Source organism: Nocardia sp. NPDC055050, assembly GCF_053608345.1.
Genome location: NZ_JBSGVG010000019.1, coordinates 1 through 26,921 on the forward strand (window position 1 = coordinate 1; position 26,921 = coordinate 26,921).

General features: G+C 67.0%; 20 protein-coding genes and 1 tRNA gene. 7 read left to right on the forward strand and 14 right to left on the reverse strand.

Features of this window, described 5'->3' with window-relative positions; translation table 11 throughout:
• Positions 1 to 120: 120 nt before the first annotated feature.
• Positions 121 to 708, reverse strand: coding sequence for a TetR/AcrR family transcriptional regulator (locus tag ACWGCN_RS20365; RefSeq protein WP_452457810.1), 588 nt, complete (start codon positions 706 to 708; stop codon positions 121 to 123).
• A gap of 86 nt (positions 709 to 794) precedes the next feature.
• Between ACWGCN_RS20365 and ACWGCN_RS20370 the strand changes: the two genes are divergently transcribed.
• From ACWGCN_RS20370 to ACWGCN_RS20390, 5 genes are all read left to right on the forward strand, one after another.
• Positions 795 to 1,688, forward strand: coding sequence for an NADP-dependent oxidoreductase (locus ACWGCN_RS20370; protein ID WP_452457809.1), 894 nt, complete (start codon positions 795 to 797; stop codon positions 1,686 to 1,688).
• Positions 1,689 to 1,855: 167 nt separating this feature from the next.
• The gene (locus ACWGCN_RS20375; RefSeq protein ID WP_452457808.1) at positions 1,856 to 3,523 is read left to right on the forward strand and encodes a fatty acyl-AMP ligase; all 1,668 of its coding nucleotides are present in this window, start codon (positions 1,856 to 1,858) and stop codon (positions 3,521 to 3,523) included.
• A gap of 11 nt (positions 3,524 to 3,534) precedes the next feature.
• Positions 3,535 to 3,801, forward strand: a complete 267-nt coding sequence (locus tag ACWGCN_RS20380; RefSeq protein WP_378993964.1) for an acyl carrier protein — start codon at positions 3,535 to 3,537, stop codon at positions 3,799 to 3,801.
• Positions 3,798 to 8,162: a type I polyketide synthase gene (locus ACWGCN_RS20385; protein ID WP_452457807.1), complete on the forward strand. Its 4,365-nt coding sequence runs from the start codon at positions 3,798 to 3,800 to the stop codon at positions 8,160 to 8,162. The genes ACWGCN_RS20380 and ACWGCN_RS20385 overlap by 4 nt, the downstream gene beginning before the upstream one ends.
• A 124-nt stretch (positions 8,163 to 8,286) precedes the next feature.
• Positions 8,287 to 9,432 (forward strand): DUF2254 family protein, encoded by a 1,146-nt coding sequence (locus tag ACWGCN_RS20390; protein WP_452457806.1) that lies wholly within the window; start codon positions 8,287 to 8,289, stop codon positions 9,430 to 9,432.
• Here the strand turns inward: ACWGCN_RS20390 and ACWGCN_RS20395 are convergent.
• The 9 genes from ACWGCN_RS20395 to ACWGCN_RS20435 form a co-directional block, all read right to left on the reverse strand.
• Positions 9,427 to 10,752, reverse strand: a complete 1,326-nt coding sequence (locus ACWGCN_RS20395; protein ID WP_452457805.1) for a diacylglycerol/lipid kinase family protein — start codon at positions 10,750 to 10,752, stop codon at positions 9,427 to 9,429. The two genes, ACWGCN_RS20390 and ACWGCN_RS20395, sit on opposite strands and share 6 nt — an antisense overlap.
• Before the next feature lie 9 nt (positions 10,753 to 10,761).
• On the reverse strand, positions 10,762 to 11,139 hold the full coding sequence (locus ACWGCN_RS20400; RefSeq protein WP_378993956.1) for an amphi-Trp domain-containing protein: 378 nt from the start codon (positions 11,137 to 11,139) through the stop codon (positions 10,762 to 10,764).
• 117 nt (positions 11,140 to 11,256) lie between these two features.
• Positions 11,257 to 12,885 (reverse strand): serine/threonine-protein kinase, encoded by a 1,629-nt coding sequence (locus tag ACWGCN_RS20405; protein ID WP_452457804.1) that lies wholly within the window; start codon positions 12,883 to 12,885, stop codon positions 11,257 to 11,259.
• Between the two features lie 91 nt (positions 12,886 to 12,976).
• Positions 12,977 to 13,864: a DUF4231 domain-containing protein gene (locus ACWGCN_RS20410; RefSeq protein WP_452457803.1), complete on the reverse strand. Its 888-nt coding sequence runs from the start codon at positions 13,862 to 13,864 to the stop codon at positions 12,977 to 12,979.
• A 3-nt stretch (positions 13,865 to 13,867) separates the two neighbouring features.
• Positions 13,868 to 18,079, reverse strand: coding sequence for an nSTAND1 domain-containing NTPase (locus ACWGCN_RS20415; protein WP_452457802.1), 4,212 nt, complete (start codon positions 18,077 to 18,079; stop codon positions 13,868 to 13,870).
• A gap of 5 nt (positions 18,080 to 18,084) precedes the next feature.
• On the reverse strand, positions 18,085 to 19,239 hold the full coding sequence (locus ACWGCN_RS20420) for a S8 family peptidase (protein WP_452457801.1): 1,155 nt from the start codon (positions 19,237 to 19,239) through the stop codon (positions 18,085 to 18,087).
• Between the two features lie 13 nt (positions 19,240 to 19,252).
• Positions 19,253 to 19,567 carry a hypothetical protein gene (locus ACWGCN_RS20425; protein WP_452457800.1) on the reverse strand — a complete coding sequence of 105 codons (315 nt, stop codon included), beginning with the start codon at positions 19,565 to 19,567 and terminating at the stop codon, positions 19,253 to 19,255.
• 176 nt (positions 19,568 to 19,743) lie between these two features.
• The gene (locus ACWGCN_RS20430) at positions 19,744 to 19,899 is read right to left on the reverse strand and encodes a hypothetical protein (protein ID WP_387447854.1); all 156 of its coding nucleotides are present in this window, start codon (positions 19,897 to 19,899) and stop codon (positions 19,744 to 19,746) included.
• Between the two features lie 107 nt (positions 19,900 to 20,006).
• Positions 20,007 to 20,252, reverse strand: coding sequence for a hypothetical protein (locus tag ACWGCN_RS20435; RefSeq protein WP_056821808.1), 246 nt, complete (start codon positions 20,250 to 20,252; stop codon positions 20,007 to 20,009).
• 211 nt (positions 20,253 to 20,463) lie between these two features.
• Between ACWGCN_RS20435 and ACWGCN_RS20440 the strand changes: the two genes are divergently transcribed.
• Positions 20,464 to 20,536, forward strand: a tRNA-Asn gene (locus tag ACWGCN_RS20440).
• A gap of 78 nt (positions 20,537 to 20,614) precedes the next feature.
• On the opposite strand, the gene ACWGCN_RS20445 is transcribed toward ACWGCN_RS20440, so the two are convergent.
• From ACWGCN_RS20445 to ACWGCN_RS20460, 4 genes are all read right to left on the reverse strand, one after another.
• On the reverse strand, positions 20,615 to 21,829 hold the full coding sequence (locus ACWGCN_RS20445; RefSeq protein ID WP_378657535.1) for a tyrosine-type recombinase/integrase: 1,215 nt from the start codon (positions 21,827 to 21,829) through the stop codon (positions 20,615 to 20,617).
• Between the two features lie 135 nt (positions 21,830 to 21,964).
• Positions 21,965 to 22,180, reverse strand: a complete 216-nt coding sequence (locus ACWGCN_RS20450) for a helix-turn-helix domain-containing protein (RefSeq protein WP_452457799.1) — start codon at positions 22,178 to 22,180, stop codon at positions 21,965 to 21,967.
• Positions 22,181 to 22,687: 507 nt separating this feature from the next.
• Positions 22,688 to 24,100, reverse strand: coding sequence for a serine hydrolase domain-containing protein (locus ACWGCN_RS20455; RefSeq protein WP_452457798.1), 1,413 nt, complete (start codon positions 24,098 to 24,100; stop codon positions 22,688 to 22,690).
• Positions 24,101 to 24,251: 151 nt separating this feature from the next.
• The gene (locus ACWGCN_RS20460) at positions 24,252 to 25,787 is read right to left on the reverse strand and encodes a flavin-containing monooxygenase (protein WP_452457797.1); all 1,536 of its coding nucleotides are present in this window, start codon (positions 25,785 to 25,787) and stop codon (positions 24,252 to 24,254) included.
• 71 nt (positions 25,788 to 25,858) lie between these two features.
• Here ACWGCN_RS20460 and ACWGCN_RS20465 point away from each other — a divergent pair, with 71 nt between their 5' ends.
• The gene (locus ACWGCN_RS20465; RefSeq protein ID WP_452457796.1) at positions 25,859 to 26,878 is read left to right on the forward strand and encodes an AraC family transcriptional regulator; all 1,020 of its coding nucleotides are present in this window, start codon (positions 25,859 to 25,861) and stop codon (positions 26,876 to 26,878) included.
• Positions 26,879 to 26,921 lie beyond the last annotated feature (43 nt).

Here is a 26,921-nt window from a genome sequence, read left to right on the forward strand (position 1 = left end):
GTTGTCCGCCCCGGGGGGCCGTTTCCACCGCTGGCGTTCCGCCCGGGCGGGGGTGGGTTATGGGGTGCTGCGGGGGGGCCGCAGGCACCTGCGGCCGCCCGTTCCGGTTCGTCCCGCCGGCTATACCGAAGCCCCGGGGCCGGTGCACTCCCAGGCCGCCTCGATCATCCGGAAGATCTCGTCCACCGCGGCTTCCGGATCGGCGGCCTCCCGGCCCAGCGAGTAGGCGTCGATCACGAACCTCGCGATCGCCGCGCTCTCCGTCGTGGTCCGCGCCAACGCGGGATCGGCGGCGACGGCCGCTGCCAGCACCTGCGCATGGCGCACCCGCATCGACTCCCCGTACCTGCGCAACGCGGGGGATTCGTCGATCATGTGCCAGATCGGGGCGGCGCCGTCCGCCGAGCAATGTCGCACCATGGCATGGATTTCGCGCCGCAGCGCGGGGATGAGCGGTTCGTCGGCCGCCCGGTCGGTGACCGCCCGCACGAGTCCCTGTTCGAAGTCCTCGTCCCGCTCGAACACCAGGGCCTCTTTGGCGGCGAAGTGGGCGAACAGTGTCGTGACGGCAACGTCGGCCTCAGCGGCGACTTCGCGGATGCCCACCTCGTCGTACCCGCGTTCCAGGAAGAGCCGCAGGGCGGTATCGGCGATCTTCTGGCGGGTCGCGGCCTTTTTGCGCTCACGACGTCCGGTCGGCACGGTCATGCCAGGAGGCTACCAGTTAGGAATCTGTATCAGTTATGAATTCATACCTGTTTCAAAACACTAACCGTTAGTGTTACGTTCGAGGCATGAGGAAAGTGAGCTTCGCCGAGTTCGGCGGTCCCGACGTCCTGCAACTCATCGATGCCGAGGAGCCCCACGCGGGACCCGGCCGGATTCGCATCGCGGTGCGCGCGGCGGGCGTCAACCCTGTCGACTGGCGGCTGCGCGAAGGCCAGATCCTCGGGGCGCATCCGATCGCCTTGCCCGCCGGTGTCGGGCTGGACGCGGCCGGGGTGGTGGACGAGGTCGGCGCGGGCGTCGACGGAGTCGAGGTCGGCGACCCGGTGTTCGGCGAAGGCTCGAGCACCTATGCCGAGTTCGCCGTGCTGACGGCCTGGGCCCGCATGCCGGCGGGCCTGACGTTCGAGGAAGCCGCTGGGTACCCCTCCGTGGTGGAGACCGCGCTGCGCGTCATCGGCGAGGTCGGTGTGCGGGCCGGGCAGACACTGCTGGTCAGCGGCGCGTCGGGGGGTGTCGGATCGGCGGTGCTGCAGATCGCGCGCGAGCGTGGCATCACGGTGATCGGCACCGCGGGGGCCGCGAACCAGGACTATCTCCGGAGCCTCGGCGCCCTCCCCACGACGTACGGCGAGGGTTGGGTCGAGCGGGTGCGCCGGTTCGGGCCGGTCGACGCGGCCCTCGATCTGGCGGGCTCGGGGGTGATCGGCGAGCTCGTCGAGCTGACCGGGGATCCACAGCGGGTGCTCACCATCGCCGATCTCGGTGCACCCTCCCTCGGGGTCCGATTCTCCGGCGTGGCGGGGAGCGTGCCGGATGCGCTCGCCGAGGCCGCCGCCCTCATCTCGCAGGGCACACTGCGTATCCCGGTCGAGAAGTCGTACTCGCTGTCCGACGCCGCCGCGGCGCACGTCGACAGCCAGGCCGGTCACTCACGCGGACGCCGGGTCATCGTCATCTGAGTCGTGCGCGCGATCGCGGCGAGGCCACGGCGGCCCACACCCAGGGGTGGACAGCGGCCACCCCCGGGTTCGCCGGGTGATACCTGCGGGCACTATCCGGACCGGCACAGAGAGCGGATAGTCATAGTCAGTCCCTATGACTTTCTCCCCGGTGAAGGAAAGGCCACATGCAGCCCAGCTACGTGCACCACGTCAGGCAGCAGGTTCGCGTCTACGGCGAGACCCGCTCCTACATCTACCTGCGTGAGGCGGGGCGCGAGCTCGTCGAGGAGGTCGTCACCTACCGCGATCTCGATCGCGATGCCAGGGCGCTCGCCGCGTGGCTGGCCGATCGCCCGGAATCGACCGAACCCGTCGTTCTGCTCTACCACGACGGCATGGCTTTCCTGCGGGCCTTCCTCGGCTGCCTCTACGCGGGCGTCATCGCGGTGCCCGCGCCCCTGCCGCACGACGAGCGCAGCACGCGGCGCGTAGCGGGCATCATCGCCGACTCCGGCGCCCGCCTGGTTCTGACCACCGCCAACTTCCAGCCGATGGTCGCCGCGGCCACCACCGCGGCCGTGATGGCCACCGACGAACAGCTCGGTGACCCCGACGCGTGGCGCCTGCCCGACATCGACACCGGGACCATCGCGTTCCTGCAGTACACGTCCGGCTCGACCGGCACCCCGAAGGGTGTCGTCGTCACCCACGGCAACCTCCTGCACAACGAAGCCGCGATCGCCGCCGCGATCGGGAGCGACGACACCTCGACCGGCGTCACCTGGATCCCGCAATTCCACGACATGGGCCTGATCGGCTCGCTGCTCGCCTCGATCTACGCCGGCGCGAACCTGGTGTTCATGTCGCCCACCACCTTCCTCAAACGCCCCGTGCGCTGGCTACAGGCGATCGACAAGTACCGCGCCACCTGCACCGCCGCCCCGAACTTCGCCTATGAACTGATCACCAAGCGCGTCACCGACGAGCAATTGGCCACCCTCGACCTGTCCACCCTCGAGGTGGCGTTGTGCGGCGCCGAGCCGGTCCGCGAACGCACCATCACCGCGATGCGCGAACGGTTCGCACCGGCGGGGTGGCGACCGACCGCGCTGCTGCCCGCCTACGGTCTGGCCGAGGCGACGCTGCTCGTCACGGCCGGCCCGGTCGACGCACCGCCAGTCGTCACCGACGGACCCGACAGCCTGCTGGTCGGTTGCGGACAACCGGCGCGCGGTCTCACCGTCCGCGTCGTCGACCCGCACACCGGGCAGCAGTCCGTCGACGACACCGTCGGCGAGATCTGGGTTCGCAGCGACAGCGTGGCAGCCGGCTATTGGAATCGGCCCGAGGAGACCAGGCACACCTTCGACGCGTATCTCGGCGACGAAGGACCCTTCCTGCGCACCGGCGACCTCGGAATGCTGCGCGACGGCGAACTGTTCGTCACCGGGCGGCTCAAGGACCTGCTCATCATCAACGGCCGCAACCTCTACCCGCAGGATGTCGAGGAACTGGTGGAGGAGTTGCATCCCGCGCTCACCACCGGCGTGGCCGTCTCCGTCGAAGCAGGTGGCCGGGAACGACTCGTCGTCGTGCAGGGCATCAAGACAGCGCTGCTGCGCGGTACCACCCTCGCCGAGCTGACCTCGACGATCAAGATCGCGGTCGCCCGCGGTTTCGATGTCCCCGCACCGAGCGTCGTCCTCATCGAGAGCCGCTCCGTGCACCGCACCACCAGCGGCAAAGTCCAACGGGCCTCGATGCGCGAGGCCTTCGTCGACAACAGCATCTCGACCGTCCTGCACGAAGACCTCGAACCGGCCCTGAGCCGATCCTCGACCGCGACCCACTGAGGAGCCGAAACATGTTCGCCACCATCACCACTCACTCCACGACAACCCAGGACTGGCTCATCGAGCGCGTCGCCGACTACACCGAACGCGCACCGCACCAGGTGGACCCGACGATCCCGCTCGCCGAACTCGGCATGGACTCGGTGTCGGCAGTGGCCCTGTGCGGCGAGATCGAAGACCGGTGGATGCTCGACATCGACCCGACCCTGGTCTTCGAATACCCCACCATCGCGGCCATCGCCACCTACCTCACCGCCGAAATCGCCGTCGCGGCATGACCGATATCGCTGTCGTCGGCCTCGACTGCCGTTTCCCGCACGCCGCCGACCCGGCGCGGTTGTGGCAGTTGCTGATCGACGGCCGCGACGCGATCTCCGACGTCCCGTCGAGCCGCTGGAACGCCGACGACTTCCACGACCCGGCCGGCGCACCCGGCACCATCAACACCCGCAGCGGCGGATTCATCGACGACGCCGACGCGTTCGACGCCGAATTCTTCGGCATCACCGCACACGAGGCCGAATCGATGGACCCGCAACAACGACTGCTGTTGCAGGCCACCTGGCGAGCCTTCGAGGACGCCGCGCTCGACCCCCGGGCGCAGGCAGGCTCACGGACCGGGGTCTATGTCGGCGTGATGGCCAACGAGTGGGCCAATCTGCAGATGAGCGACTACGCCGCGATCACGCCGCAGCACGGATCCGGCAACGGATACTTCATGACCGCGAACCGGCTGTCCTACCAGTTCGACCTCGAAGGGCCGAGCATCGCGGTCGACACGGCATGCTCGTCGTCGCTGGTCGCGGTCCACCTCGCGTGCAATGCCCTGGCAGCGGGCGATTGCGACCAAGCCGTCGCGGGGGGCGTCAATCTCGTGCTGACCCCGGCCGTCGGCGTGTTCTACACCCAGGCGGGTCTGTCGGCGCCGGACGCGCGGTGTAAACCGTTCAGCGGCAACGCCGACGGGATCGTGCGCGGTGAAGGCGTGGCAGTGCTCGTCCTGCGCCGCCTGGCGGATGCCGAGGCCGCGGGGCTGCCGATCTACGCGGTGATCAAAGGCAGCGCCGTCAACTCCGACGGGCGCAGCAACGGCATCACCGCGCCGAACCGATGGGCGCAACAGAAGGTGATCGGCGAAGCCTACCGGCGAGCGGGCGTACGGCCCGACGACATCGACTTCATCGAGGCACACGGCACCGGAACGGTTCTCGGCGACATGATCGAGGTCAAGGCGCTCGGCAAGCTGCACGGGAGCAACCGGGCGCGGCCCTGCGGGATCGGGTCGATCAAGGGCAACCTCGGCCACACCGAGGGGGCCGCGGGCGTGGCCGGGCTCATCAAAGCCGTCCTCAGCCTGCACCACGGGGTGGTCCCGCCGTCCAGGTTCGCCGACCAGGAGAATCCGCGCCTGCAGATGGCCCGGCACGGCCTGCGCCTGCTCGACGATCCGATGCCGCTCGACGGACCCGCGCACGGTGGGGTGAGCAGCTTCGGGCTCGGCGGTACGAATGTGCACATGGTGTTGGCGAGCGCCACCGCATCGCCCGCACCATCCGAGGTTCCCGCCACGTCGGCAGTGTCCGGGGCACCTGGAGCAGCCGGAGCGAGGGTGATCACCCTCTCGTCGGACAGCGAGGATGGACTGCGGCGCAACGCGATCCGGATGTCGGAGGCGTTGACATCGGTCACGGAGGACCACTTCGCCCAGTTCTGCTGGACGAGCAATCAGGTCAAGTCGTCGGGTCGGCACCGGCTCGCCGTCGTCGCCCACCACCGCGACGAGGCAATCGCGCAGTTGCACCCCGTTGACGGCACAGGCGAAGACGTGAGCCGGCGGCACGGTCTCGCGCAGCCGGTGCGCGCCGGCTGGATGTTCACCGGTCAGGGCTCGCAATTCCCCGGTATGGGGCGAGCTCTGCACGAGACGAGCCCGGGGTTCCGGCGCGCGCTCGAACTCGTCGATACCGCCATGGCCGCCCACCTCGGCCGATCGATCCGAGACCTGCTGCTCGACGAACACGCCGACCTCGATCCCACCGCCCTCGCGCAACCGGCGATCTTCGCCATGGAATACGCCATCGCCAAGACGCTCGCCGACCTCGGCATCCGACCGGTCTGGCTGATCGGGCACAGCATCGGCGAATTCGCGGCCGCGGCGGTGGCGGGTGTCTTCGATCTCGACGACGCCTGCAAGCTGGTCACCGCACGGGGACGGCTGATGCAACGACTGCCGGCCGGTGGCGCGATGCTGGCCGTACGCGCCGCCACCGAGCGGATCGCCGACCTGCTCACCGACGAACCCGCCGTGGTGGTCGCCGCCGTCAACGGCCCGGAGGATCTCGTCCTCTCCGGCGACGCCGAGGCGCTGCACCGTATCGCCTCGGCGCTGCGCACCCGGTCGGTGATCGCGAAACCACTCACCGTGTCGCACGCGTTCCACAGTCCGCTGATGGCGCCGATGCTCGCCGAGTTCGACACCATCGCCAGTACCTGCGCCTACCGCGCCGCCGCACTGCCGATCTACTCGACCGTGCACGGCAGGCTGCTCGATCCCGAGGAGGTGATGGACGCCGAGTACTGGACCGAACACGTCCGCGCCACAGTCCGTTTCGGCGACGCCGTCCACGCCGCGCTCGGCACCGACCCGACGCACCTCATCGAGGTCGGCCCCCGGCGCGTACTCGCCGCGGCGGTGCGCAGGATCGATCCCGGGCTCGGTGCACGCTGCCTGTCCCCGAGTCCCGGCCCCGGCGCGACCGGCGACGACCTCGCCGCCACCGTCGCCGCGCTCTACCGCGACGGTCTCGACCCCGTGTGGAACGAACTCTACGAACCCGCGCAGCGCGTCCGTCACCGCCTGCCGGTGTACGAGTTCTCTGGCGCGCACCGGTTCTGGGTGGAGCCACCCACCGTCGACGACGTCGGCGCATCGGCACCCACACCCCACTCCGCACCTACCGAGGAAACGACGATGGACTCACTGATCGCGCTCTTCCGTGAACAGAACGCGGTACTGGCGGGCCTGCTGGCGGCGCCCGGCCAGGCACCCGGCACACCCCTCGACACCGGCTCCGGCTCCGTGCGCCACGATCACGCCCCGGACGCCGCCGCGATCGTCCGCGCGGAGGTGGCCAGGGTGAGCGGATTTCCCGCCGACCGGCTGGCGGACAGCCGAACACTCGGCGACAGCCTGGGCTTCGACTCGCTCATGCTCACCGACCTGTTCACCGGTCTGACCCGCAAGATCCCCGGCACGACCGTCGACCCGGCCCTGGTCACGGGGACAACGACGCTCGGCGATGTCATCGCCCACTTCACCGGTCGACGCACCGATTCCCCTGCCGCGCCGAACACGTCGGTCGAGACATCCGAAACCACCTCCACCGCAGCCGAAGCCAGGCAGGCAGGCGTCGCCCCCGAGTACCGGATCTCCGACTTCGCCGAGGTGCGAGCCATCACCGATCGGCTCGCGGGCGGCGAAGCACTGGGCCTGGCCAACCCCTACTTCCTGATCAACGACGGCGTCACCCGAGACACCTCGTTCATCGGTGGCACCCAGGTGGTCAACTTCTCCAGCTACAACTATCTGGGGATGTCGGGTCACCCCGCCGTCGTCGCCGCCGTGCAAGACGCCGTGGCCCGCTACGGCAGTTCGGTCTCGGCCAGCCGGCTGCTCTCCGGCGAGAAGCCGATCCATCGTGAACTCGAGACCGAACTGGCCGCCCTGCTCGGTACCGAGGGCGCGATCGCACTGGTGGGCGGTCATTCGACGAACGTGACGATCATCGGCCATCTGGTCGGCCCCGAGGATCTGGTGATCCACGACAGCCTGGCGCACGACTCCATCCTGCAGGGCTGCCGACTCTCCGGTGCCACCCGCAGACCGTTCCCGCACAACGACCACGCCGCCCTCGACGCGTTGCTGACCGAGATCCGGCACCAGTACCGCCGGGTCCTCATCCTCATCGAAGGCGTCTACAGCCAGGACGGTGACATCCCCGATCTGCCCGCGATCATCGAGATCAAGAAGAAGCACCGGGCCCTGCTGATGATCGACGAGGCGCACAGCGTCGGCGTACTCGGCGAGAACGGCGGCGGCATCGGCGAATACTTCGATGTCGACCGCCGTGATGTCGAGCTGTGGTCCGGCACGATGTCGAAGGCGCTCGCGGGCTGCGGTGGCTATGTGGCAGGCAGCGCGGAGCTGGTCCAATTCCTGAAATACACCACTCCGGGCTTCGTCTACAGCGTCGGCATGACACCGATGAACGCGGCCGCGTCCTTGGCCGCGATGCGGTTGCTACGGACCGACCACACGCCGCTCGACCGCCTTCGACACAATGCCGAACTGTTCCTTCGCCTCGCCCGCGAGGCGGGCATCAACACCGGCGACAGCCACAACACTCCGATCATCCCGTGCATCGTCGGCGACTCGATGAAGACGCTGAAACTATCCACCGCGCTGCTGCATCGCGCGATCAACGTCAACCCGATCATCTATCCCGCCGTGCCGGAAGACCTGGCCCGGCTCCGCTTCTTCGTCACCTCCTGCCACACCGAAGACCAGATCCGCGACACCGTCGCCGCCCTCGCCGAAGAACTCGCCCGGATTTCCGCCGACGACCTCGTCGACCACTAGCCCTGGCGGTCAGCCGGCCCAGTCGACCCCCTCTCGCCCCGCCACCGACGCACCGGGCCACTGTCGCGAGGAGTCATCCTTTTCGGGTGAGCCGAGCTCACGGCCGATGTGTGACCATCGGCGAATGCCCGCCCGGACAGCACGCCCACGCCGCCTGCGAGCCGGTCTGGCCCAGCTCGCCTTCATGCTCGCCGGGCTCGGCGCGGGCCTGGCCGCCCCGAGGATCGCCTGGGGACCACGCGCGCCGAGCGCCCCGGTGACCGACGCGCTGCTCTCGATCGGAATCGGCCTGCTCGGTGCGGTGGCCTTGATCTTCTCGCTGCTTTTCCTGGTGGTGCAGTGGGTGATGTCCACGTTCACGCCACGGTTGATGCTGTTCCGCGACGACCCCTTCATCTGGCGGACCTTCGGGTTCGCCCTCGGGTTGGTCGTGTTCTGTGTGACCGCGGCCCTCGCCATCGGCAGAAGTCCCGAGGTTTCGGCGGTCGTGCCGGTCCTCGCGATGCTGGCGCTGTTCGTGCTGCTCGTGCTGTTGCGGGCATTGCTGTTGCGGGCCTTCGCCGCCATTCAGTTGGTGCCCGCGCTCAGTACGATCGCCGATCACGGGCGGACGGTGCTCACCGCCCTGTACCCCGCACCCCGCCTCGACTCGCCACAGCTGCCGCCCGTGCGGACGACGGTTGTCTGGAAGCAGCCGCCCGCAGTGCTGCAACGGGTCGAGACGGCCGACCTGATCGACGCCGCGACGGCCGCGAACGTGACCATCGTCTTACGTGAGAATCCTGGCGCCACACTGCATCACGGCTGTCACGTGGCAGATGTGCACGGCGGCGAACTGCCGGAAGACGCTGTGCTGGGCGGTCTCGTCGTCGGCACCGAACGAACCTTCGAGCAGGACCCGCTGCTCGCGCTTCGGCTGCTGGCCGATATCGCGCTGCGCGCGTTGTCCAGCGCCGTGAACGATCCGGCGACTGCCGTACAGGCCATCGACGAGTTGGAGGATCTTCTCGGATGGGTGGCCGAGGCACGTCTCGAACCGCTGCGGGTCACCGACAACGCCGGTGTCGACAGGCTGGTCGTTCATCTGCCGGGATGGGAGGAATTCGTCCGGACCGGGGTCGACGACATCGCCTTCGCCGCCCGCTCCCCGATGGTCGTCACAGGTCTGCGAGACTCCCTGCGTCGAGTACGCGACCGGGCGACCCCCGAGCATGTCGAACTGCTCGACAGATGGCTGGCCCGGCTCGACGACCAGCTGGCCCAGCTATGAGCTCGGACGAGCCCAGCGCGCCGTCTGCCACAGTCGTGCCCAGTCGAAGGCCGCGGCGGCGGGACGCACTCCCGGTCTGGTTCTGGGTACCAGCACGCGCAGAGCCCCCGGCTGGATGGTGCACCGGACGGGTGTAGCGAGCAACAGGGATTCGCCGTCTATGCCTGCCGGGATCTCGGGGGCGTCGGCGTCGACGATCAGCTCGATCGCTGTCTCCTGCGACAGGCCGCGAAGTCGGGTTCGGCGCAGCAGACCGACCGCTTCCCTGGTGCTGGTGACCGACAGCGTGACCGCGCCGAGAACACCGCGATCGAGGCGAATACGACGGCTCAGGCCCGCTAGATCATTGCTGCCGTACGGGTTGTTGCTCACCAGGATCGCCTGTGGTCCCTCCACCGCCATCGCACCGATCCGGGCGACCAGTTTCGGGCCGCTGTGTCCAGTGAGCAGGTCGGGAAGCAGCGCCAGCACCGTCGCGGTCTTGTCGTCGCGATATTCCGGACTGCGCACTATCTCCGCGTAGACCCCGAACGAGGCGTTGTTGACGAAGGGCCGTCCGTTCACGGTGCCCAGATCGACGCGCAACTCCACACCGTCGCGCAGGGCGTCGAGTGACCGGGTGGGATCCGCGCGATCGAGCCCGAGATCCATGGCGAAGTGATTGCGGGTGCCGGCGCTGATCACCAGGAACGGCAGATCGTGTTCGACCGCCACAGCCGCGACGAGGGCCTGGGTCCCGTCGCCGCCGGCGACCCCGAGCAGATCGGCGCCCTCCGCGACTGCCTGGTGAGCCAGTGCGGTGACGTCGATTTCCTCGGGTCCTTCGAGCAACGCCACGCGGGCACCGAGTTCTTCGGCTTTGCGCACCAGGTCGAACTTCGTCACCTTCCCGCCACCGGAGCGCGGATTCATGATCAGGAAGGGGCGCTGCGGAGGTGGGACCGGAAATTCCGGCATCTTCGCGTCCGAACCGCTGCCGCGCAGGGCGGCGCGGGCGGCGCCGAGGGTCACCAGCGCGAGCGCACCCCACACCAGGACCACCCACAGCAGATTCGCCCGCACGAATGACACCACCACGACGACCGGCGCGAGCAGCGCCACCCCCAGTGCGATCCACCGCAGGATGCCGAACCGGGTGATGAACGAGTAGAGCGCCGCCACAGCGACCACGACGCCGCCGGTGCCGACGATCAGCAACGCCAACGCGCCGAACACCCCTGCGGCGAGCACGGGCACCACCACAGCGGCGGCAGCGGCGACGAACGCCAGTCGCGCCCACCAGCGTCGAGCGTGGCTACCGGCAGTGTCCGGCGAGTTCATGGAGGCGGTTCACTTGGCGGTGGTCTTGCGCGACCGGGGACGGCGCACCGCCTTGGCCGGTGCCGGTTTCGACGCCGATTTCGTGGCCGGTCTCGGTTTCGGCGCCGGTTTCGGAGCCGGGGCCGGGGCCGGTTTCGCGTCGGACCTCGTCTCGGCGGCGGGATCGTCGTGCCACTTGATCTCGATTTCGATTTCGGTCTCGTCGCCGTCGACTTCGATCTCGAATTCCCACTGGAGGCGGTCGGCGACGACGATCTCGATCGAGTCGTCACCGGTCTTCAGTTCCACTTCGGAGCCGTGGGCGAGGGCCCGTCCGATCATGATGAGCCGCTCGCCTACCTCTGTGCGGGAGAGCTCTGTTTTCCTCTTGATCTCCAACTTCGGCACGGCAACTCCTGACTGGATTCAGCGTGGACGTTCCTCCACCGTAGCCACCGCGGCGAGCTGGACGGATCACCCTTTTCGGATGAGCTGCACCTGCCGCCGGGCTTTCGAAACCCCAGCTCAGCCTGCACGGTCCAGGCGGGAGATGCAGTAGCCGTTCGCGGCGTGCTCGAGGGTGAGCGCGACCGCTGATGTCGCACCGTCCGCACTGCTCACCGGCGCGTTGATGGTGACGACGGTGCCCGTCGAGCTACGGACCGTGAGTGCCTTGTCCTCGAATCGCCGCACCCCGGACAGGGCGGTGCCCGGCTGGGTGCCGTTGCACAGCAGTGGGTAGTCCGGTTCCACGTCGGCCGGGTTCACGGGGTCGCCGACCACCCGGCTCAGATAGCGCTCGACGGTGTAGCGAGCCTGCTCCTCGGTGAGCCCGGTCGACGATCGGTCACTGACGATCGGACAGCCGTACACGGACCGTAACTCGCTGGGGCGCAGGCTGACCTGTAGCGCGTCGTTCTGCCAATACGGTCCGAACTGGCCCAGGCTGCCGGGTCGGCGCACCGCATCGGCGATCTGCTCGACATCGCCGTACATCCCGGGGATCTCGGCGGGCGACTGGGTCCAGCACTTGCGGATCAGGGCACTCATGTCACCGGCGAGGACATCGTCGAGCCAGGGGCGCAGGACCGCCGCCGCCTTCGGGCTGTTCGGGACGGCGCCGATCCGCGCGGTCTGCGTCGTGGCAGGCGCGTCCGAAGCGCCCCTGTTCGCGGCGGTCAGCACGGCGAACGCGGTCACCGCGGCCACCACCGCCGCGCCACCGACACCGAGCAGGACTTTCCTGGTCAGCGACCTGCCAGGAGCCTGCGGCGTATCCCGCTGCAGCACAGCGGTCTCCCCCACCACCGGCGCGCCGGTGAGAGCGGAGATCGCCGCGTCGGCGAGCTCACCGCAGCTGGCGTATCGGTCGTCCGGATTCTTCGCCATCGCCCGCGCGATCACCCCGTCCAGGGCAGGCGGCAGCCCCGGATGTCCGGCCGACGGACGCGGCGGCGGCTCGATCAGATGCGCGCTGATCAACGCGGCCGGACTCTCCCGCTGGAACGGCACGAACCCGGTGAGCAGCTCGTAGAGGGTGCCGCCGAGGGCGTACACGTCGGTGCGCACGTCCAGCGGTTGCCCCTCGAGCTGTTCGGGCGCCGCGTACGCGAGCGTGCCGAGCACCGATCCCGCGGAGGTGAGACTCGTCGTCTCCCCCATGCTCCGAGCGATCCCGAAGTCGGTGACCATCACCTCGTCGGTGCCGTCGTCGGCACGGGCGATCAGCAGGTTCGCCGGTTTGATGTCGCGATGCAGCAAGCCTTGCCGATGCGCGTAGTCCAGTCCCTTCGCCGCCTCGGCGACAATGCGTACCGCCCGCTGGGGCGTGAGCACCGACAGCCCCTGGCGCAGCAGCTGTGCCGCGTCGAGCCCGTCCACGAACTGCATCGCGATCCACAACCGATCGCCGTCGACGCCCCGATCGAAGATCTGCACGACATTCGGATGACGCAGCCGCGCGGCCAGATCGGCCTCACGCTCGAATCGGGCCCGAAACGTCGGCTCCACCGCGAGCCGCCCATCGAGCACCTTCACGGCGTCGCGGCGCGGCAGCCGAGGATGCTGGGCCAGATACACCGTCCCCATTCCCCCGCCACCGAGCCTGCGCTCGATGCGGTATCCCGCAAGGATCGCCTCCGGCCCGAACTCCATCACCACTCCTTCGCACGACCACCCACGTGACTGCGCTCAGGTTATCCGGCACGGGCCACCCCTGCCGCAACTCGGATTCGGCTGCACGGGTTCAGGTCTCCGCGCGCTCGCTCCATTTCGCCATCCAGCTCGCGTTCTCCAGCGAGATGGTGTTCTCGCAGTCCGTGACGAATTCCGCCCACCGCACCCGATCGGTGGGTGATCCGTCGGCGCGCCACCGATCGAGCCGCCGTCGCAGGCGATCCGCGGTGGCGAGATAGGTCATCACCAGGAAGTCGTACCGCTTGCCCGCGAGGTAGGCCAGCAACGATCCGCTCAGCGTGGTCATGACCGCGACCCACGGAGCGATCCGGCCCGACGATTCCGCGCCGACGCCGGTGTTGATCGCGGCGACGATCGTGGCCGCGAGGCCGAGTCCGACGGCCGCGCGGCGCAACCTGGTCGCGCGGGCGCCGTAGCAGCGGGCCGTCGGCAGGTAGTAGCCGTCGATCTGGGCCCGTACCCGGTCACGGACGTACTCGTCGGGCCGCATCGATCGCGGCGCCTGGACGGCATCGTCGCCGGGCGCGAGCAGCGGCAGCAGGTCCTCTGCGGCCTGTTCGATGCCTTCGATCTCGGCCTGTAATCGCTCGGTCTGTTGTGTGTCGCCGATGGCGCGGAAGGTGAGAATTCTCTGCTTGATGCCTTCGGAGACGGCCCGTGCCCGGGTCCAGCGGCGGGTCGATTCCGCGGTGAGGTACTGGGCGGTGAGGAACGTCGCCACCGCCAGCGCCACCGCACCCGACAGCGCCACGACGCGGGTCGTGGTGCCGGCCGAGCGCAGGATCGTCGTGGTCGAGGCCGTGGCGATCGCACCCCAGCTGCCGAGGAACAGGACGGTGAGCCGCACTCGATCCAACCGGCGCTTCATCCGGGTAGCGGTGGCCGACCAGCGAGTTCGGCGCTGCCAGAGAGTGTTCAGGAGATCGTCGTCGGACATCGGCTACTCCTCCTCGCCGGCGATCGGAAGTCCCGGGCAGAGCTCGATGTAGCCGATCTCCGAGGAGACCCGGCCCCGCCACATCTCCCGGCTCATGTTGTGCGTCATCTTGGCGCACAGTTGCTCGGGCGAGGCGGTCGGCACGGGCCACATCCGGATGGTCTCGTCGATGCTCGCCGAGATGATCCCCGAACCGTCGGGCAGGAAATCGACAGCGGTGACGAGAGCGCCGTGACCGACCAGGGCGGGTCCGATCTGGCGGTGCGTTCCCACATCCCACAGCCGCAACACGTTGTCGGTACCGACGGTGACCAGTGTGCGGCCGTCCCGAGAGAATTGGACTCTGGTGGCGGGGCCGTCCTGCACCATGGGTTCGCCGATTTCCTGGCCGGTATCGGTGTTCCAGATGCGAATCGTCTTGTCTTCGTAACCGACGGCGAGCAGGCGGCCGTCCGGGCTGAAGCTGGTGCTCTTGACCCACCCGTCCCCGACCATCGGGTCGCCGACCGGATTGCCGGTGTCGGCGTCCCACAACCGGACCGCGTAGTCGGTGGCGCCGGTGGCGACACGCCTTCCGGCGTCGTCGATCGACACCATCTGCACGAAACCGTCGTCGTGGCGCAGTTCCGGTCCGACCGGCCGCATACTCGCCATGTCTCGAATCTGGGCCTTTCCGTCGCCGGCGATCACGATCCTGCGCCGACCAGGATCGTGTGCGAAAACAGCCGTTTCGGGCGGCAGCGGGATCGGCGGCCCGACCGCAGCGCCCGATGCGGCATCCCAGAACCGAATTTCGGTCCAGGTGAGGGATTCGGGGCTGAACCCGGCGGCCTCCAGCTGTGTGCCTTCTGCTGTGTACTCCGCGAGCTGGAAAAGGCCTTCGTCGCCGCGGATCGAGGGACCGACCTGCGCACCGGTGCCGGTATCCCACTGCCGAATGGTGCCGTTCGCACCGCCGGAGACGATATGCCTGCCGTCCGGGCTCACGTCCGCGCCCAGCACTCTCGCGCCGTGGTGGATGGTTCGCCCGCCACCCACATCCCACTCGCGGACGGTGGAATCCATACTGCCGGAGAGGATTCGACCGGAGTCGGGATGGAAGGCGACACTGGACACCACCAGCTCGTGTCCCTCCAGTGGCTCTCCGATGGGCCTGCCCGTCGCGGCATCCCACAGCCGGATCGTCTTGTCATCGCCTGCCGAAGCGATCTGCGTGCTGTCGCCGCTGTAGACGACTTGTTCTACCGCGGCGGTGTGCCCGCGAAGCGGCTCCCCGATCGGGCGGCGGGTCCTGGTATCCCATTGCTGGAGATCGAATCCCGCGACCACCAGCCGGTCACCGTCGCGGTCGAAGGCAAGGCTGTTCACGGCGCTGCCGGTATGCGCGGTCAGCGGTTCACCCGAGGGCCGCTGGGACCGAGCGTCCCACAGTTGGACGGTGCCGCCGACGTCACCCGAGGCGATCAACCCGTTCTCGCCGAACGCCACCGAGGTCACCGGCGTGGTGTGCCCGGTCATCTCGCCGATCTGCTGATGCGTCTCGGCATCCCAGAGCCGGACGGATTCATCCAAGCTCGCCGACACGATGTGGTGGCCGTCCGGGCTGAACGCGACGCCGACGACCACACCGGTGTGGCCGCGCATTTCTGCCCCGATCTGCTTCTGGGACTGGACATCCCATAGCCGCACAGTTCGATCTCGGCCGACGGACACCAGCCGGGCACCGTCCGGACTGAACGCGATGCGAGTGACTTCGGACGCGTGACCTGACAGCAGAGCGCCGATCGGGGTCCAGGTTGCGGCATCGAGGAGCTGGATCGCGTTCCCACGCGTGGCAGCGATCTGTTTCCCATTCGGGCTATAGGCGACGCTGGAGACGTCGGCCTCGTCCATGTCGGCGATCTTGCGGATTTTGCCCTGCTGGTGGATCGCGTTGAGCAGGGCGAACTCCCGCCCGGTCCCCTCGCCGAGACGGTACGCGGCGATAGCCATCTGCATACCCAGGATGTCGTCGCTCTTTCCCGGCCACCGGCCCGAGAGCATGAGCTGCGAGTTCGCCGACAATGCCAGTGCTGTCGCGCGACGGCTCTCGGCGACGGCACGTTCTTGCGCCCGATCCGCGCGCACCCACAGCAAACCCGCGACCAGCGCGGCCACCATGGTCACCGCCAGCGCCGCCCGCAGAATCCGCGACCGCCGGTGCAACGCCCTGGCGCTGCGCTGCGCGTCCTCCTTCGCCCGGCTCTCCGTGGCCGCCAACGTTTCCGCCGCCTGCTGGCGTTCCCTGGCGGCCCGCAGCTCGTCCTCCCGGTGCCGACGTTCCTCGGCGATGCGCTCGTCCTCGGCCTGCCGTGAGGCCAGCAGCAATCCCCGGACAGGGTTGAGCCGCTCGCGGAATCCTGGTGCGGTGGCCAGTGATTCGGCATCGGTGAGCCGTGACCCCGACAGCAGCCATTCCTCGCGCCGTCCGTTCTGCTCCCACGCCTGCGCGGCCCGCTCGAGGTTGTCGGCGGCCTCCAGCTCGCCGGCCTGCACCCGCAGCCAGTCGGCGAGGGTATCCCATTGGCGCAGCAGGCTTTCCAACGCGACCTCGACGACAACGGCGCCGTCTCGCTCGTCTTTGACCAACAGCCTGCGTGCGACGAACTCCTCGAGCAGCGGATGGCTCTCCGGCGGCAGATCGAACCAGCGGGCCGGGCGGCGCATCGGCTGGTCGTTGCCGGAATTGATCGTCGCCAGCCACGGCACGAAGGCCCGCCGCAGGATGGCCAACTGCCCGGCCCGGACCTCGGGATCGGCGTCGAGGAGCTCGTCGACCTCCCGCTGTACCACCCGCCGCAATCCACCGAGGGATTCGTAGTGCGCGAGGGTGATCTCCCCGTCCCCGTAGTCCCGGTACAGCCGGGCGAGGGTGAGCGAGAGCAGCGGCAGGGTGTCGGCGCCGCGGGACCAGTCGTCGAGCAGACGTTCCACCAGGTCCGGGGCGAACGACAACTCCGCGCCGGCTTCTCTCGCCCGCCGCGCGGGCCCGACGATCACCTCCTTGAACTGGGCCTGCGGCATCGGTTTCAGATCGTCGAACGGGCGCACCGCGACCGACGCCAGCATGGGTGCGGTCTGGAGCGGTTCGTAGCGGTCCGAACGGATAGTGGCGACCGCGATCATCGCGATCCCACGCTCGCGGTCGAGCAGCCCGCCGAGGAGAGTGAGCAGCACGCCTGCCTGCTCCCCCGCCTCGGGGCCGAACAGCTCCTCGGCCTGGTCGATCGGCAGAATCAGCGTCGGCGCCGGGTCGTCGCCGGAGTCCACAACGCGATCGCGCGCGGCCTGCTGTGCTTCGATCAGCCAGGCCCGCACCTGTTCGATGTCGCGGACACCGTCCTCGATCTCGGTGAGGCAGGGCCGGCGCAGCCCGACGCCGACACGCAACGCGTGAATCGACCGCGCGAATCCGGCATCGCCGGTGAGCGCCCTGCGGTGCGGCCGCACGATGTCCATGGTGCGGAAGTGGCGGTCGTCGCGGGCCAGCCGAGGCAGCAACCCGGCGCGCACGAACGACGACTTGCCGACGCCGGAGGGACCGAGGACGACGAACAGGTGGCCACCACCGAGGCCACGCAGGCCGCGCACGGTGTCCATCGCTCGCCCGATCTGCGCGTCGCGACCGAAATATACTGCGGCATCGACAGATTCGAGCGGCTCCCACCCGCGGTACGGTGCGCGTCCCGGGTCGCCGGGCGGTGGCCAGCCGAAGGTGTCGGCGCCGATACCGGCCGCCCGCAGACCGTGACGTAGTCGCTGCAACCCCTCTGTCAGGAACTCGACCTTTTCCCCGTCCACCAGGATCGTGGTCTTCGGTCCGTCCCCGAACAGGTCGCAGCGCTGCCACTCGCTGGTCATGTCGCGCCCGGTCAGCGGTTCGAGCCGGACCGTGAAGATCGGCTTGTTCAGGGACTCGGCATGGCGGTATTCGACCTTGCACTCATGAGAACTGTCCCAGTTGTCCGACAGCAGACAGATGACCGCCTCGCAGCGGTCGCCTGCCCGGCGCAACGCGTCCTTCCAGCGCACGCCTGCCGGAATCCCGGTGTCCGGGTCGAGATCGAGGAAGATCTCACCCGCCAGACCGGGTTCCGCCTCGATCAGCCAGACCCGCAGTGCGACCGCTTCGCGGCTGTCCCGGCTCGAATGGCTGAGGAACAGCCTGGCCTTCATGGCAGTTACACCCGCGAACGGTCTATACCCGCTTCGACCAGCGCCGAGCGCGCCACGTCCTTCGCGCAGGCGGTGAGCGCGCCGAACGCGCTGATCCGGCTGAACGTCTGTCCGGTGTGGACGACGTTGTCGTTTTCGTCGTCGCCGTCCACGATCGGCACAGCACCCGCCAGCAGCCATGTGCGAACATCGGCGACCGACGGCATCGTCCCGGCCACCCGCAGATGGAATTGCTGAATCAGCAGCACGATGCCGGCGACCACGGGCGTGGCCTGACTGGTGCCGTGCTGGATCGACTCGCCGCTGTCGTTGCGGATCCCCGACGAGGTCGTCGGGGCGCCGGGCGCGAAGATGTCGGTCGCGCAGGCGCCACCCACACTCGAGTGCAGGCGCTGCGAGAACGGTGTGATCCGATCCGGAGCCGTCGAGAGGGCGGTCGCCCCGGAGCCGTAGCTGAACGAGCCCTCGTCGGCGTCGTAGACCGCGCCGACACTGATCGTCTGGCGGAAGATCGCCGGGTAGCTCATGCCTTGGCCACTGTTGTGGGCGAAGTAGTCGTTACCCGCCGCGACACAGCAGGCGACGCCGGCGTCGGTGAGTTTCCGCATCACCTCGCCGATGCCGTCGCCCGCGAAATCCGCGTCCGAGGTGTTGTTGTCCGATGCGCCGAGCGACATACACACGGCGGAGATACTCAGCGATGCCCGATTGGCCAGCACCCAGTGCAGTGCGTCACGGATCGCCTCGAAGCTCCCGCCGCCGGAGTTGCCGAGGACCTTGACGGGCACGATATTCGCGCGCGGCGCCATCCCGGTGTGCACCCCGCCGGCACAGATGATCCCCGCGACGTTGGTGCCGTGACCCTGTCCGTCGCTCGGATCGGTGGGCGAACCGTTGTTGTCGGCCGTGAAGTTCCGGCCTGCCCGAACCCGGCCCGCGAAATCGACGTGCGTGGTGCGGAGCCCGGTATCGAGGACGGCGACCGTCATGCCGGATCCGTCGACGTTGAACTTGGCGCGCGCCTCCGCCGCGCGCACCAGCAGATCCACCTCGAGCAGTTCGGGCATCACCGTCAGGTCGGTCTGCAACGGCTTCTCCACGGGGACAACGAACTCGTAGGCGACGTCGGCTACCGATTCGGCAGAGATGGTGTCGGACATGATGATTCCTTTCCTACAGAGCCGAGTACGCGACGATGAAGTCGCAGACGTCGCGGGTCATCCGCCGTCCGAAGCTGGGCTTGCTGTTGTCGCCGATCGCGCCGGCGGCACCGCGCAGCACGCCCACGACACAGGGCCATCCGTCGGTGCCGTACACGTAGAGACAGCGCGGTGTAGGACGATGTGCGCCGTTCACCTCCGCCCGGAGCAGCTCGACGAACGAAGTGGTCGGCGCGGGGTACACCGAGTTCGGTGAGACCTTCGCGTCGCCGATCAGAGTCAGTGGACGGCCTTGGGGCGATGTCAGCGTGGTGATTGCGGTAGACATCCGTACTCCTCGACACTCGCGCGGCGCAGATGTCCCAAACACCGACGTCAGCCGCAGATTTTCAGGCTGATCTGAACGTACGAGGATGTGTCCGAACCCACACGAGTACCCGGCTACCCCAATTTCCACGCAGGTACTACCCGCGCCGAACTACCGAGGAGCGAGAGCGAGCACCGCTAGCTCTGGTCCGGGTCCTCGACCGCGGCCAGGAAGGTCGGCAGATGGTTGCCGGGGACCGGCTCGGCGGGCTCCGCACTCGCGTCGCCGAGATACTGGGCGCTGAACAACGACACCGGTGCGGCGCCGGCGGCGTTCAGGTGCGGATCGGTCATGGGGGTCCCCCGTATATCGGTGTGACTGAGGTGGAATTTCGCGGAGCCTGCGCGTCAGGAGGATTCGACGGTTGGACGCTCGTCCGCGCGCGCCGACAGAACTCGGTTCAGCGACGCAGCTGGTTGTGTGGAATCAAGACCGTGGTGCGCTCGTCGATCGGCTCCATCGGCTCGAGCTTCGGCTGCGTACTCAACTTGTCCGACAGCTTCTGCCGGCTCACCGACACCAGCTTCCTCGTCACCGGACTACCCGCGACCGCTCGCGAGGCCGCAGTGATCTGTTCGTAGCGTGCCCGACCGGCCTTCGTGCCCAGCACATAACCGGCCGCCACGCCGATGATCAACCGCAGCATCTCCTGGAGCTCCTCCCACGTCTGTGTGCGGGCTCCATCCTGCCCCAGCCGCCCCACCCCTGTCGATCCGGCCACCGTTCGACAGCACATCGTTATACGCCGCATGTCCGCAGGTAGCGCCCCGATTTGGGTTCCCGCGACACGATGCGCTAAAGTTTCATCTCGGTCAGCCCGCCAAGGCAGACCACCTGAGTCTAACCACCCAGGACAATCCCCTATAGCTCAATTGGCAGAGCAGCCGACTGTTAATCGGCAGGTTTCTGGTTCGAGTCCAGATGGGGGAGCATCTACCAGGGCAAACGTCATCGTTTGACCCTGGTTTTCTGCTTTTGGGGGCGCCGCGTCACGGAAACGTCACGCTTTCATCGTTTCAGCTGCTCCAAAGTCTCCGTGAAGTCGGGGGCTTGAGTCGGTTGATCGATGTAGTGGCGGCGGGTTACCGCGTCGCCTGCGTGGCCGAGTTGTCGGGCCGCGTCCTCAGGGCTGTGCGCCGACGCGATCATCGTGGCTACGGTCTTGCGGAAAGTTTTTGCGGTGATCCACGCGAACTTCTCGCCTCGCGCCTGCTTCCACAGACGGTTGAAGTTGTTGGGGCTCCAGATGCCGCCGTCGCGGTTGGGGAAGACCAAGTCGAGATCGTTGGGAACCGCTTCGGATTGAACACGGCGCAGGGTGTCGACGACGAACGGTGGGATCAATACGGTCCGATAGCCCGAATCGGTCTTGGTTCGTGGCTGGCGGATCAGGCCCTTGCCTTTGAGGCGAACGATGGTGCCGGCGAAGGTGATTCGCGGAGGCTGTGATTCGAGGTCGACGTCGGACCAGCGGAGCGCCAGGGTTTCGCCTGGGCGTGGGCCGGTACCGAGTTCGACGTCGACGACATCGAGGACTCGCTGGTTGCGCTTGGGACCGTACGTATAGCCCGCCGATCCGTCGAGTGGAGCGCCATTGACCCAATCGGTGAGTTGAGCCCGCAACTGCGCAAGGGTCGCCATATCGGCAGAACGGGGCTTGCTGTGTTTGCGCGGCAGATCGGCGACCTCACGGACGGGGTTGCGATCTATCGCGTCATGACGAACGGCCATCCCCATCATTTCTGACAGGATGACTCGCTGACGACGCGCCTTCTCGCGGTGGCCGTTGAGCGCGATGCGCTTGATATGGGCGTCCAGGCGCGAGGTCGAGGCTTCCCAAATACACAGACCACCTAGCGATGATTTGATCTTGATCGCGGCAGGGCTGGCACGTTTGTCGGTCGAGACATCGATTTCTCGGCGGTAGAGATCCAGGGTCTGTGGCGTCACACCCTCCTGGAGGGCCTTCTCTGCGAGCCAGAGGTCGGCGAGTTCGGCGAGCTTCGTATCTCGGGTTATCAGCGTGCCGCGCGCGCCGGTGCGTTCTGCCAGCGCGCGGCGGAGCGCATCCTCGGCGAGGCCTTTCGTCGAGCCGAATCGGTGAACAACGCGAGTCGTCCCATCCTCATCGCGGTAGCGGGTCGCTGACCGCCAGCTGCCGTTGGGTTGCCGCTTGGAGCTGATCTTGCCGTATGTACCGATCGGCAGGGCGTGGCGAGGCATCGAGGTCTAAGCCTCCTGTTATTCGGGGCATGGGAAGGGGCGAGCGCTGACCAATTGCCGTGACAGCGCCCCTGACTGGGCATGCGTCACCCACAGACAGGCGCAACGGGGTTGTCGCCGACGTGGTGCGTGCAGTCAGTGGCCGACGCCGGGCGGTAACTCAGGCCGGTTAGCGTCGAGCTGCGCCTGCTCCCATCGCTGGACATCACGGAGTAGGTAGCGGCGGTACCGGCCGATCTTGGCGAACCGTGGTCCGCGATTGGCAGATGCCCACGTAGCCAACGTCTTTAGCGGAATCTTGAGTCTCGCAGCGACCTCATCAGTGGTCAGCCATACCTCTTCGCTGGTCATTGGATCGCACCTCGCGCCTGTCCGTTCGGACTTACACAGCGCAGCCGGGATCGACACGGCCTATCAGGTGGGTAGCCCGCAGAGTACAGAGGGCGGGCAGGCTTGAGCGAGCCTTGCTGTTGATCGTTGTTCATCGGGCAACTTTCAGTTGGGCCCGATCAGCGGCTCTTCCACCTCCATGAAACCTCAAAAGGTGAGATTTCGCCACCCAAAGTGATGGCGTCAACTCGCCTCTCGATGTTCACCATGACCGAAAGAAGTAACCGCGAGCGCGCTTTCAGCGGCTCTCCTCAGAACAACCCATTGACGATCCTCGATATGGTCCGGGCATCTCGAATTGTCAGTCGCTGGCATGCTGTCCGGCATCGAGGCCACCGGTCACCGGGTCGCGGTCGTCGAACTTAAATCCTGACCACGTGCGGCCAGCTTCCGGTCAAGTTGGCGAGCCCTGGCAATGGCTCAGTGTGCGCGTTCCGACCGAGGCTGTGGTCCCTCGCATTTGGTCGTCTACTGTCCCTCGCGTTTGGGCGCCCCGGGGACAGGCAGGCAGAAGACTCCGCTTTGACATGCCGGTTCTGGGCTGTCGAAGGGCGGTGTCAGCGGTACGCCGCCACATGAGAGCAGCGTGCATCCGGCCGGGGCATATGGTCCTACGCCGAACGATGCCAGCAGGACATTGGGATCGAAGACACCGAGCGGGTCGAGCTCGAGGTTCATGCTGGGGACGTAGGGGCCCGGGTCGGGCAGGTCGACGTCGGTGATCGCGCGGGCAAAGAGTCGAAGGAACTCCCGGTAGAGTTCACTGTTGGTGTTGACGGAAAGCAGCGTGCTCGGGTCGGGTGATACATCGCCGAGGACACCGTTCCAGGTGATCAGCAAGTTCAGACTCGGCACAACGAAATTTGTTTGGTGCAAGAAACCTACGGTTGCATAGGTGTCGGGCGGCATCGGGTCGAACGCCGCAACATCGATCGTCTTTCGCGACGGCAATGTGACGCCCGTACAAGGAGTTTGGTTGAGCCAGACAAGGAAGCCGTAGCAGGCGTTGGACTTCGACGGCTGCCGGTATTGGTCCATGTAGGCGGCGTCGATGACTCGTTTCCCGTTCCACTCACCGTTGTTGAGTAGAAGCAACCCGATCCGGGAGAAGTCGTTCGGCGGCAGGAACAGATACGCGAACCCGTAGATATTGCCCGCACGGTCGCGCTTCCAGTAGTAGTCCTCGGCATCGATGCCCAGCGGGTCGAACAGGTACTGCTGTGCGAACCCCTGAAAATCTCGTCCGATCGCGTGCTGCACAACGTAGACAAGGAGGTCGGGTCCGCGCTGGGAGTACTCGAAAAATGTGCCCGGAGGGTGCTCAACCGGCAAGGCTAAAGCTTGTTGGGCGGTGTTCAGATCGGGAATCAGGCCGGTGAAAGCCTCGGCGAAAAGTGACTGCTTCAAACCCGATGATTGCGTCAACAAGTCGCGGATGGTGATCGCGCGATGCGCGGCGTCTCCTTCGCCTTCTGGTAGGTAATCACCGATCGGTGCGTCCAGGCGTAGCAGGCCTTGTGTGACGGCGACACCGACGACCAACGCTGTCACCGCTTTGGTCGAACTCCACAGGTGCCATGCGACATTGCCGGTAGCAGAGTTCAGTGGTCCGGTACCTACGAGACAGTTGTTGCGGAAGATCTGGATGTTGGTCCGCATTCGCGACGACGCGAACGCGATCGCCTCGTCCATTGCTCGCTGGTCGATATCGACATCCGCGGGTGCGGCGGACTCGGCGGCGGCATCCCCTTCCGGCAGTGCGCATATTCGAGGCTCAGCGCTAGCTGGTGGGGTGCCGATCATTCCGAATCCGAACAGCGTGACAATGCTCAGCAAGGTGATCGCGACCTGGCGAAACCTCGATCGGCACCGTAAATCCATCTCGCACCACCTCGTTGTACTGCGATCTATTTACGTATCGATATAGGCCTACCACGATCGGTGTGGGTGATGGGGGAATTCGGGACGCATAATCGCTGACCGGGACATCCCCCGGTCAGCGGTCAGCTCAGCTTCTTCGTGCCGATGGAAATCAAGCGGAAGAGGCGACCTCGTGGGCCGAGGTGTGTCTGGTGCGGATTGCGACACGAGGTGTCGCGTCGAGCGTCGCGGTGGGATCGGTGCGCATCGTGGTCAGCCAGTCGAGGATGTAGTTCTGTCGGACTTTCCACGGCCGCCGGTCGCCCTGGCGGGGGAACTCGTTGATCGAGCGTTGGACGTAGCCTGCCGCCAAATCGAGCAGTGGGCGCTCATGAAGGCCAGGATCTGCCTTGGGTGCGATGGCGGCCAGCTCGTGCCGGTCCATGTGGTTGAGGACCTTGCAGACCAAGCGCGAGGTGAGGTCGCCGCGCAGGGTCCACGAGGCGTTGGTGTAGCCGATGCACATGGCGAAGTTCGGCACTTCGCTGATCATCGCACCCTGCCATACGAATTGTGACTGCAGGTCAACAGCTCGGCCGTCGACTTTCAGCTGGACTCCGCCGAATGCCTTGAGCTGCAGACCTGTTGCGGTGATCACGATATCGGCTTCGAGCACACGGCCGGATCGAAGGCGGATACCTTCGGGAACGAAAGCATCGATGTGGTCGGTGACGACCTCGGCCGCTCCGCTCTTGATAGTTTTGAACAGGTCTGCGCTCGGGATGGCGCAAAGCCGTTGGTCCCACGGGTTATAGCTGGGAGTGAAGTGGTCCTCGACCAGCTGCGCATCGCCGAGAATGCGGGTGTTCATCTTGATGAGCAGTTCGCGTGCTCCCTCGGGCCGCCGACGGCAGTACTGATAGAAGGCGGTGCTGAAAAGGATGTTCTTGGTACGGATGATGCGATGCGCCACACCGGCGGGCAACATCGCGCGCAATCGATCAGCGATCTTGTCCCGGCTGGGGACTGCGCTGATCCAGGTCGGTGAGCGCTGCAGCATTGTCACATGGGCGGCGTCTGCCGCCATGGATGGCACGAGGGTCACGGCGGTCGCGCCGCTGCCGATTACGACTACCCGCTTGCCGGTGTAGTCCAGATGCTCGGGCCAGAACTGGGGGTGCACGATCGTGCCGGTGAAGGCATCGCTATCCGAAAATTGCGGGGCGTGGCCTCGGTCGTAGTCGTAGTAGCCCGCACACGAGTACAGGAAGGTACAGGTCAGCGCAGAGGTGGTTGTTGTTCCGTCCTCGCTGCGCCGTTCGACGGTCAATGTCCATAGGGCATCGGCGGTGGAGTAGTCCGCGGCGACGACCTTGGTGTTGTAGCGGACGTGTCGGTCGATGCCGAACTCGGTCGCGGTTTCCTCGATGTAGCGCAGAATATCGGGGCCGTCCGCGATGGACTTGGCCTCGCGCCATGGCCGGAACGGGTATCCGAGGGTGAACATGTCCGAATCGGAGCGAATCCCGGGGTATCGAAACAGATCCCACGTTCCGCCCAGCGCGCTACGGGCCTCGAGCACGGCATAGGACTTGGTCGGGCACTCGGTTTGCAGCCGGTATGCGGCACCCACACCGGACAAGCCTGCGCCGACGATCACCACATCGACATGCTCGGAGCTGGTGGCGGAACGCGGGTCGTCTGTCATAGCAACCAGTATTTGCCGTTCACTGCTCGCAGTTCTTGATCTGAGACGACAAAAATTTGATACTGGGCGACATGCCGATGATTCGTTCCGCAGCGCTGCGCGGGTTCCGTGCCACCGTAGCCGAGCTCGGCGGCAACGCCGACGAGCTGGCCGAGCGGGCAGGGCTACCGCCGGTCGCACTCGACAGCGACGACATTCTCATCTCCGATCTCGTGGCCGCCCGGATACTCGAGTCGGCAGCGCGCCTGCTGGACTGTCCAGATCTGGGATTGCGGGTTGCTGGCCGCCAGGACCTGGGAATGCTGGGACCGCTGTCTTTGGCGATCCGCAACGCCCCCACCGTCGCTGATGCGCTCGAATGTGCTTCTCGATACCTATTTCTGCATGCCCAGGGAATGAGCATCGCGATGGAGGAGGACCCGGACGGGGCGCGCGGTGTACTCGCCCTGAGATACGGGGTCTCGGCCGGCGGACGGGTCATCTCCGTGCAAGGCGTGGATCTTGGACTCGGTTTCCTCCACCGAACCATCGAGCTGCTGGTCGGCGGCCGGTACGGTCTGCGGTCGGTGGATCTGCCATATCGACCCGTCGCCCCGATAGCCCTTTACGAGCGGTTCTTCGGAGCGCCGGTGCGCGTTGCGCGTCCGGCCGCGAATTTACGGGTACCGCGCAGCATCACAACCCTTCCCCTCTCTGGTGCGGACGAGAGTCTGATGCGGTTGGCAATGACCTTCCTGGCTGAGCAGGCGCCGTCGCATCCCGCGCTGCCGACCGGGACTCAGGTGCATGCGGCGTTGCAACAGTCGCTCGGCACCGCACCTGCGGAGATCGGTGTCGTCGCCAGGCTTCTCGCCGTGCATCCCCGCACGCTGCAACGCCGCCTCGCGGCTGAGGGCACGTCGTTTGCCGCCATTCTCGACGAGGTTCGTCGCAACCAAACCCACCGCTACCTGACCACCACCGACATGCCGATGAGTCAGATCGCGGCGCTGGTCGGGTTGAGCGAACAATCCACCCTGACCCGATGCTGTAGACGCTGGTGGGGTGCCACGCCGCGCGCAATCCGCCGCGGCGGTGCTGCGGCATCGTAACCGGGTGAAACCAGCGGGCCGCTGATCAGAACCCAGACCGATG

What these genes read in the sequence shown, in the direction of transcription:
- ACWGCN_RS20435 (WP_056821808.1), bottom strand. Translation starts at nt 20,252, where the DNA reads ATGCTGCGGTTGATCATCGGCGTGGCGGCCGGTTATGTGCTGGGCACG.
- ACWGCN_RS20405 (WP_452457804.1), bottom strand. Translation starts at nt 12,885, where the DNA reads ATGGAGTTCGGGCCGGAGGCGATCCTTGCGGGATACCGCATCGAGCGC.
- ACWGCN_RS20450 (WP_452457799.1), bottom strand. Translation starts at nt 22,180, where the DNA reads ATGACCAGCGAAGAGGTATGGCTGACCACTGATGAGGTCGCTGCGAGA.
- ACWGCN_RS20460 (WP_452457797.1), bottom strand. Translation starts at nt 25,787, where the DNA reads ATGACAGACGACCCGCGTTCCGCCACCAGCTCCGAGCATGTCGATGTG.
- ACWGCN_RS20445 (WP_378657535.1), bottom strand. Translation starts at nt 21,829, where the DNA reads ATGCCTCGCCACGCCCTGCCGATCGGTACATACGGCAAGATCAGCTCC.
- ACWGCN_RS20430 (WP_387447854.1), bottom strand. Translation starts at nt 19,899, where the DNA reads ATGACCGATCCGCACCTGAACGCCGCCGGCGCCGCACCGGTGTCGTTG.
- ACWGCN_RS20455 (WP_452457798.1), bottom strand. Translation starts at nt 24,100, where the DNA reads ATGGATTTACGGTGCCGATCGAGGTTTCGCCAGGTCGCGATCACCTTG.
- ACWGCN_RS20410 (WP_452457803.1), bottom strand. Translation starts at nt 13,864, where the DNA reads ATGTCCGACGACGATCTCCTGAACACTCTCTGGCAGCGCCGAACTCGC.
- ACWGCN_RS20415 (WP_452457802.1), bottom strand. Translation starts at nt 18,079, where the DNA reads ATGAAGGCCAGGCTGTTCCTCAGCCATTCGAGCCGGGACAGCCGCGAA.
- ACWGCN_RS20420 (WP_452457801.1), bottom strand. Translation starts at nt 19,239, where the DNA reads ATGTCCGACACCATCTCTGCCGAATCGGTAGCCGACGTCGCCTACGAG.
- ACWGCN_RS20425 (WP_452457800.1), bottom strand. Translation starts at nt 19,567, where the DNA reads ATGTCTACCGCAATCACCACGCTGACATCGCCCCAAGGCCGTCCACTG.
- ACWGCN_RS20380 (WP_378993964.1), top strand. Translation starts at nt 3,535, where the DNA reads ATGTTCGCCACCATCACCACTCACTCCACGACAACCCAGGACTGGCTC.
- ACWGCN_RS20370 (WP_452457809.1), top strand. Translation starts at nt 795, where the DNA reads ATGAGGAAAGTGAGCTTCGCCGAGTTCGGCGGTCCCGACGTCCTGCAA.
- ACWGCN_RS20390 (WP_452457806.1), top strand. Translation starts at nt 8,287, where the DNA reads ATGCCCGCCCGGACAGCACGCCCACGCCGCCTGCGAGCCGGTCTGGCC.
- ACWGCN_RS20385 (WP_452457807.1), top strand. Translation starts at nt 3,798, where the DNA reads ATGACCGATATCGCTGTCGTCGGCCTCGACTGCCGTTTCCCGCACGCC.
- ACWGCN_RS20365 (WP_452457810.1), bottom strand. Translation starts at nt 708, where the DNA reads ATGACCGTGCCGACCGGACGTCGTGAGCGCAAAAAGGCCGCGACCCGC.
- ACWGCN_RS20375 (WP_452457808.1), top strand. Translation starts at nt 1,856, where the DNA reads ATGCAGCCCAGCTACGTGCACCACGTCAGGCAGCAGGTTCGCGTCTAC.
- ACWGCN_RS20465 (WP_452457796.1), top strand. Translation starts at nt 25,859, where the DNA reads ATGCCGATGATTCGTTCCGCAGCGCTGCGCGGGTTCCGTGCCACCGTA.
- ACWGCN_RS20395 (WP_452457805.1), bottom strand. Translation starts at nt 10,752, where the DNA reads ATGAACTCGCCGGACACTGCCGGTAGCCACGCTCGACGCTGGTGGGCG.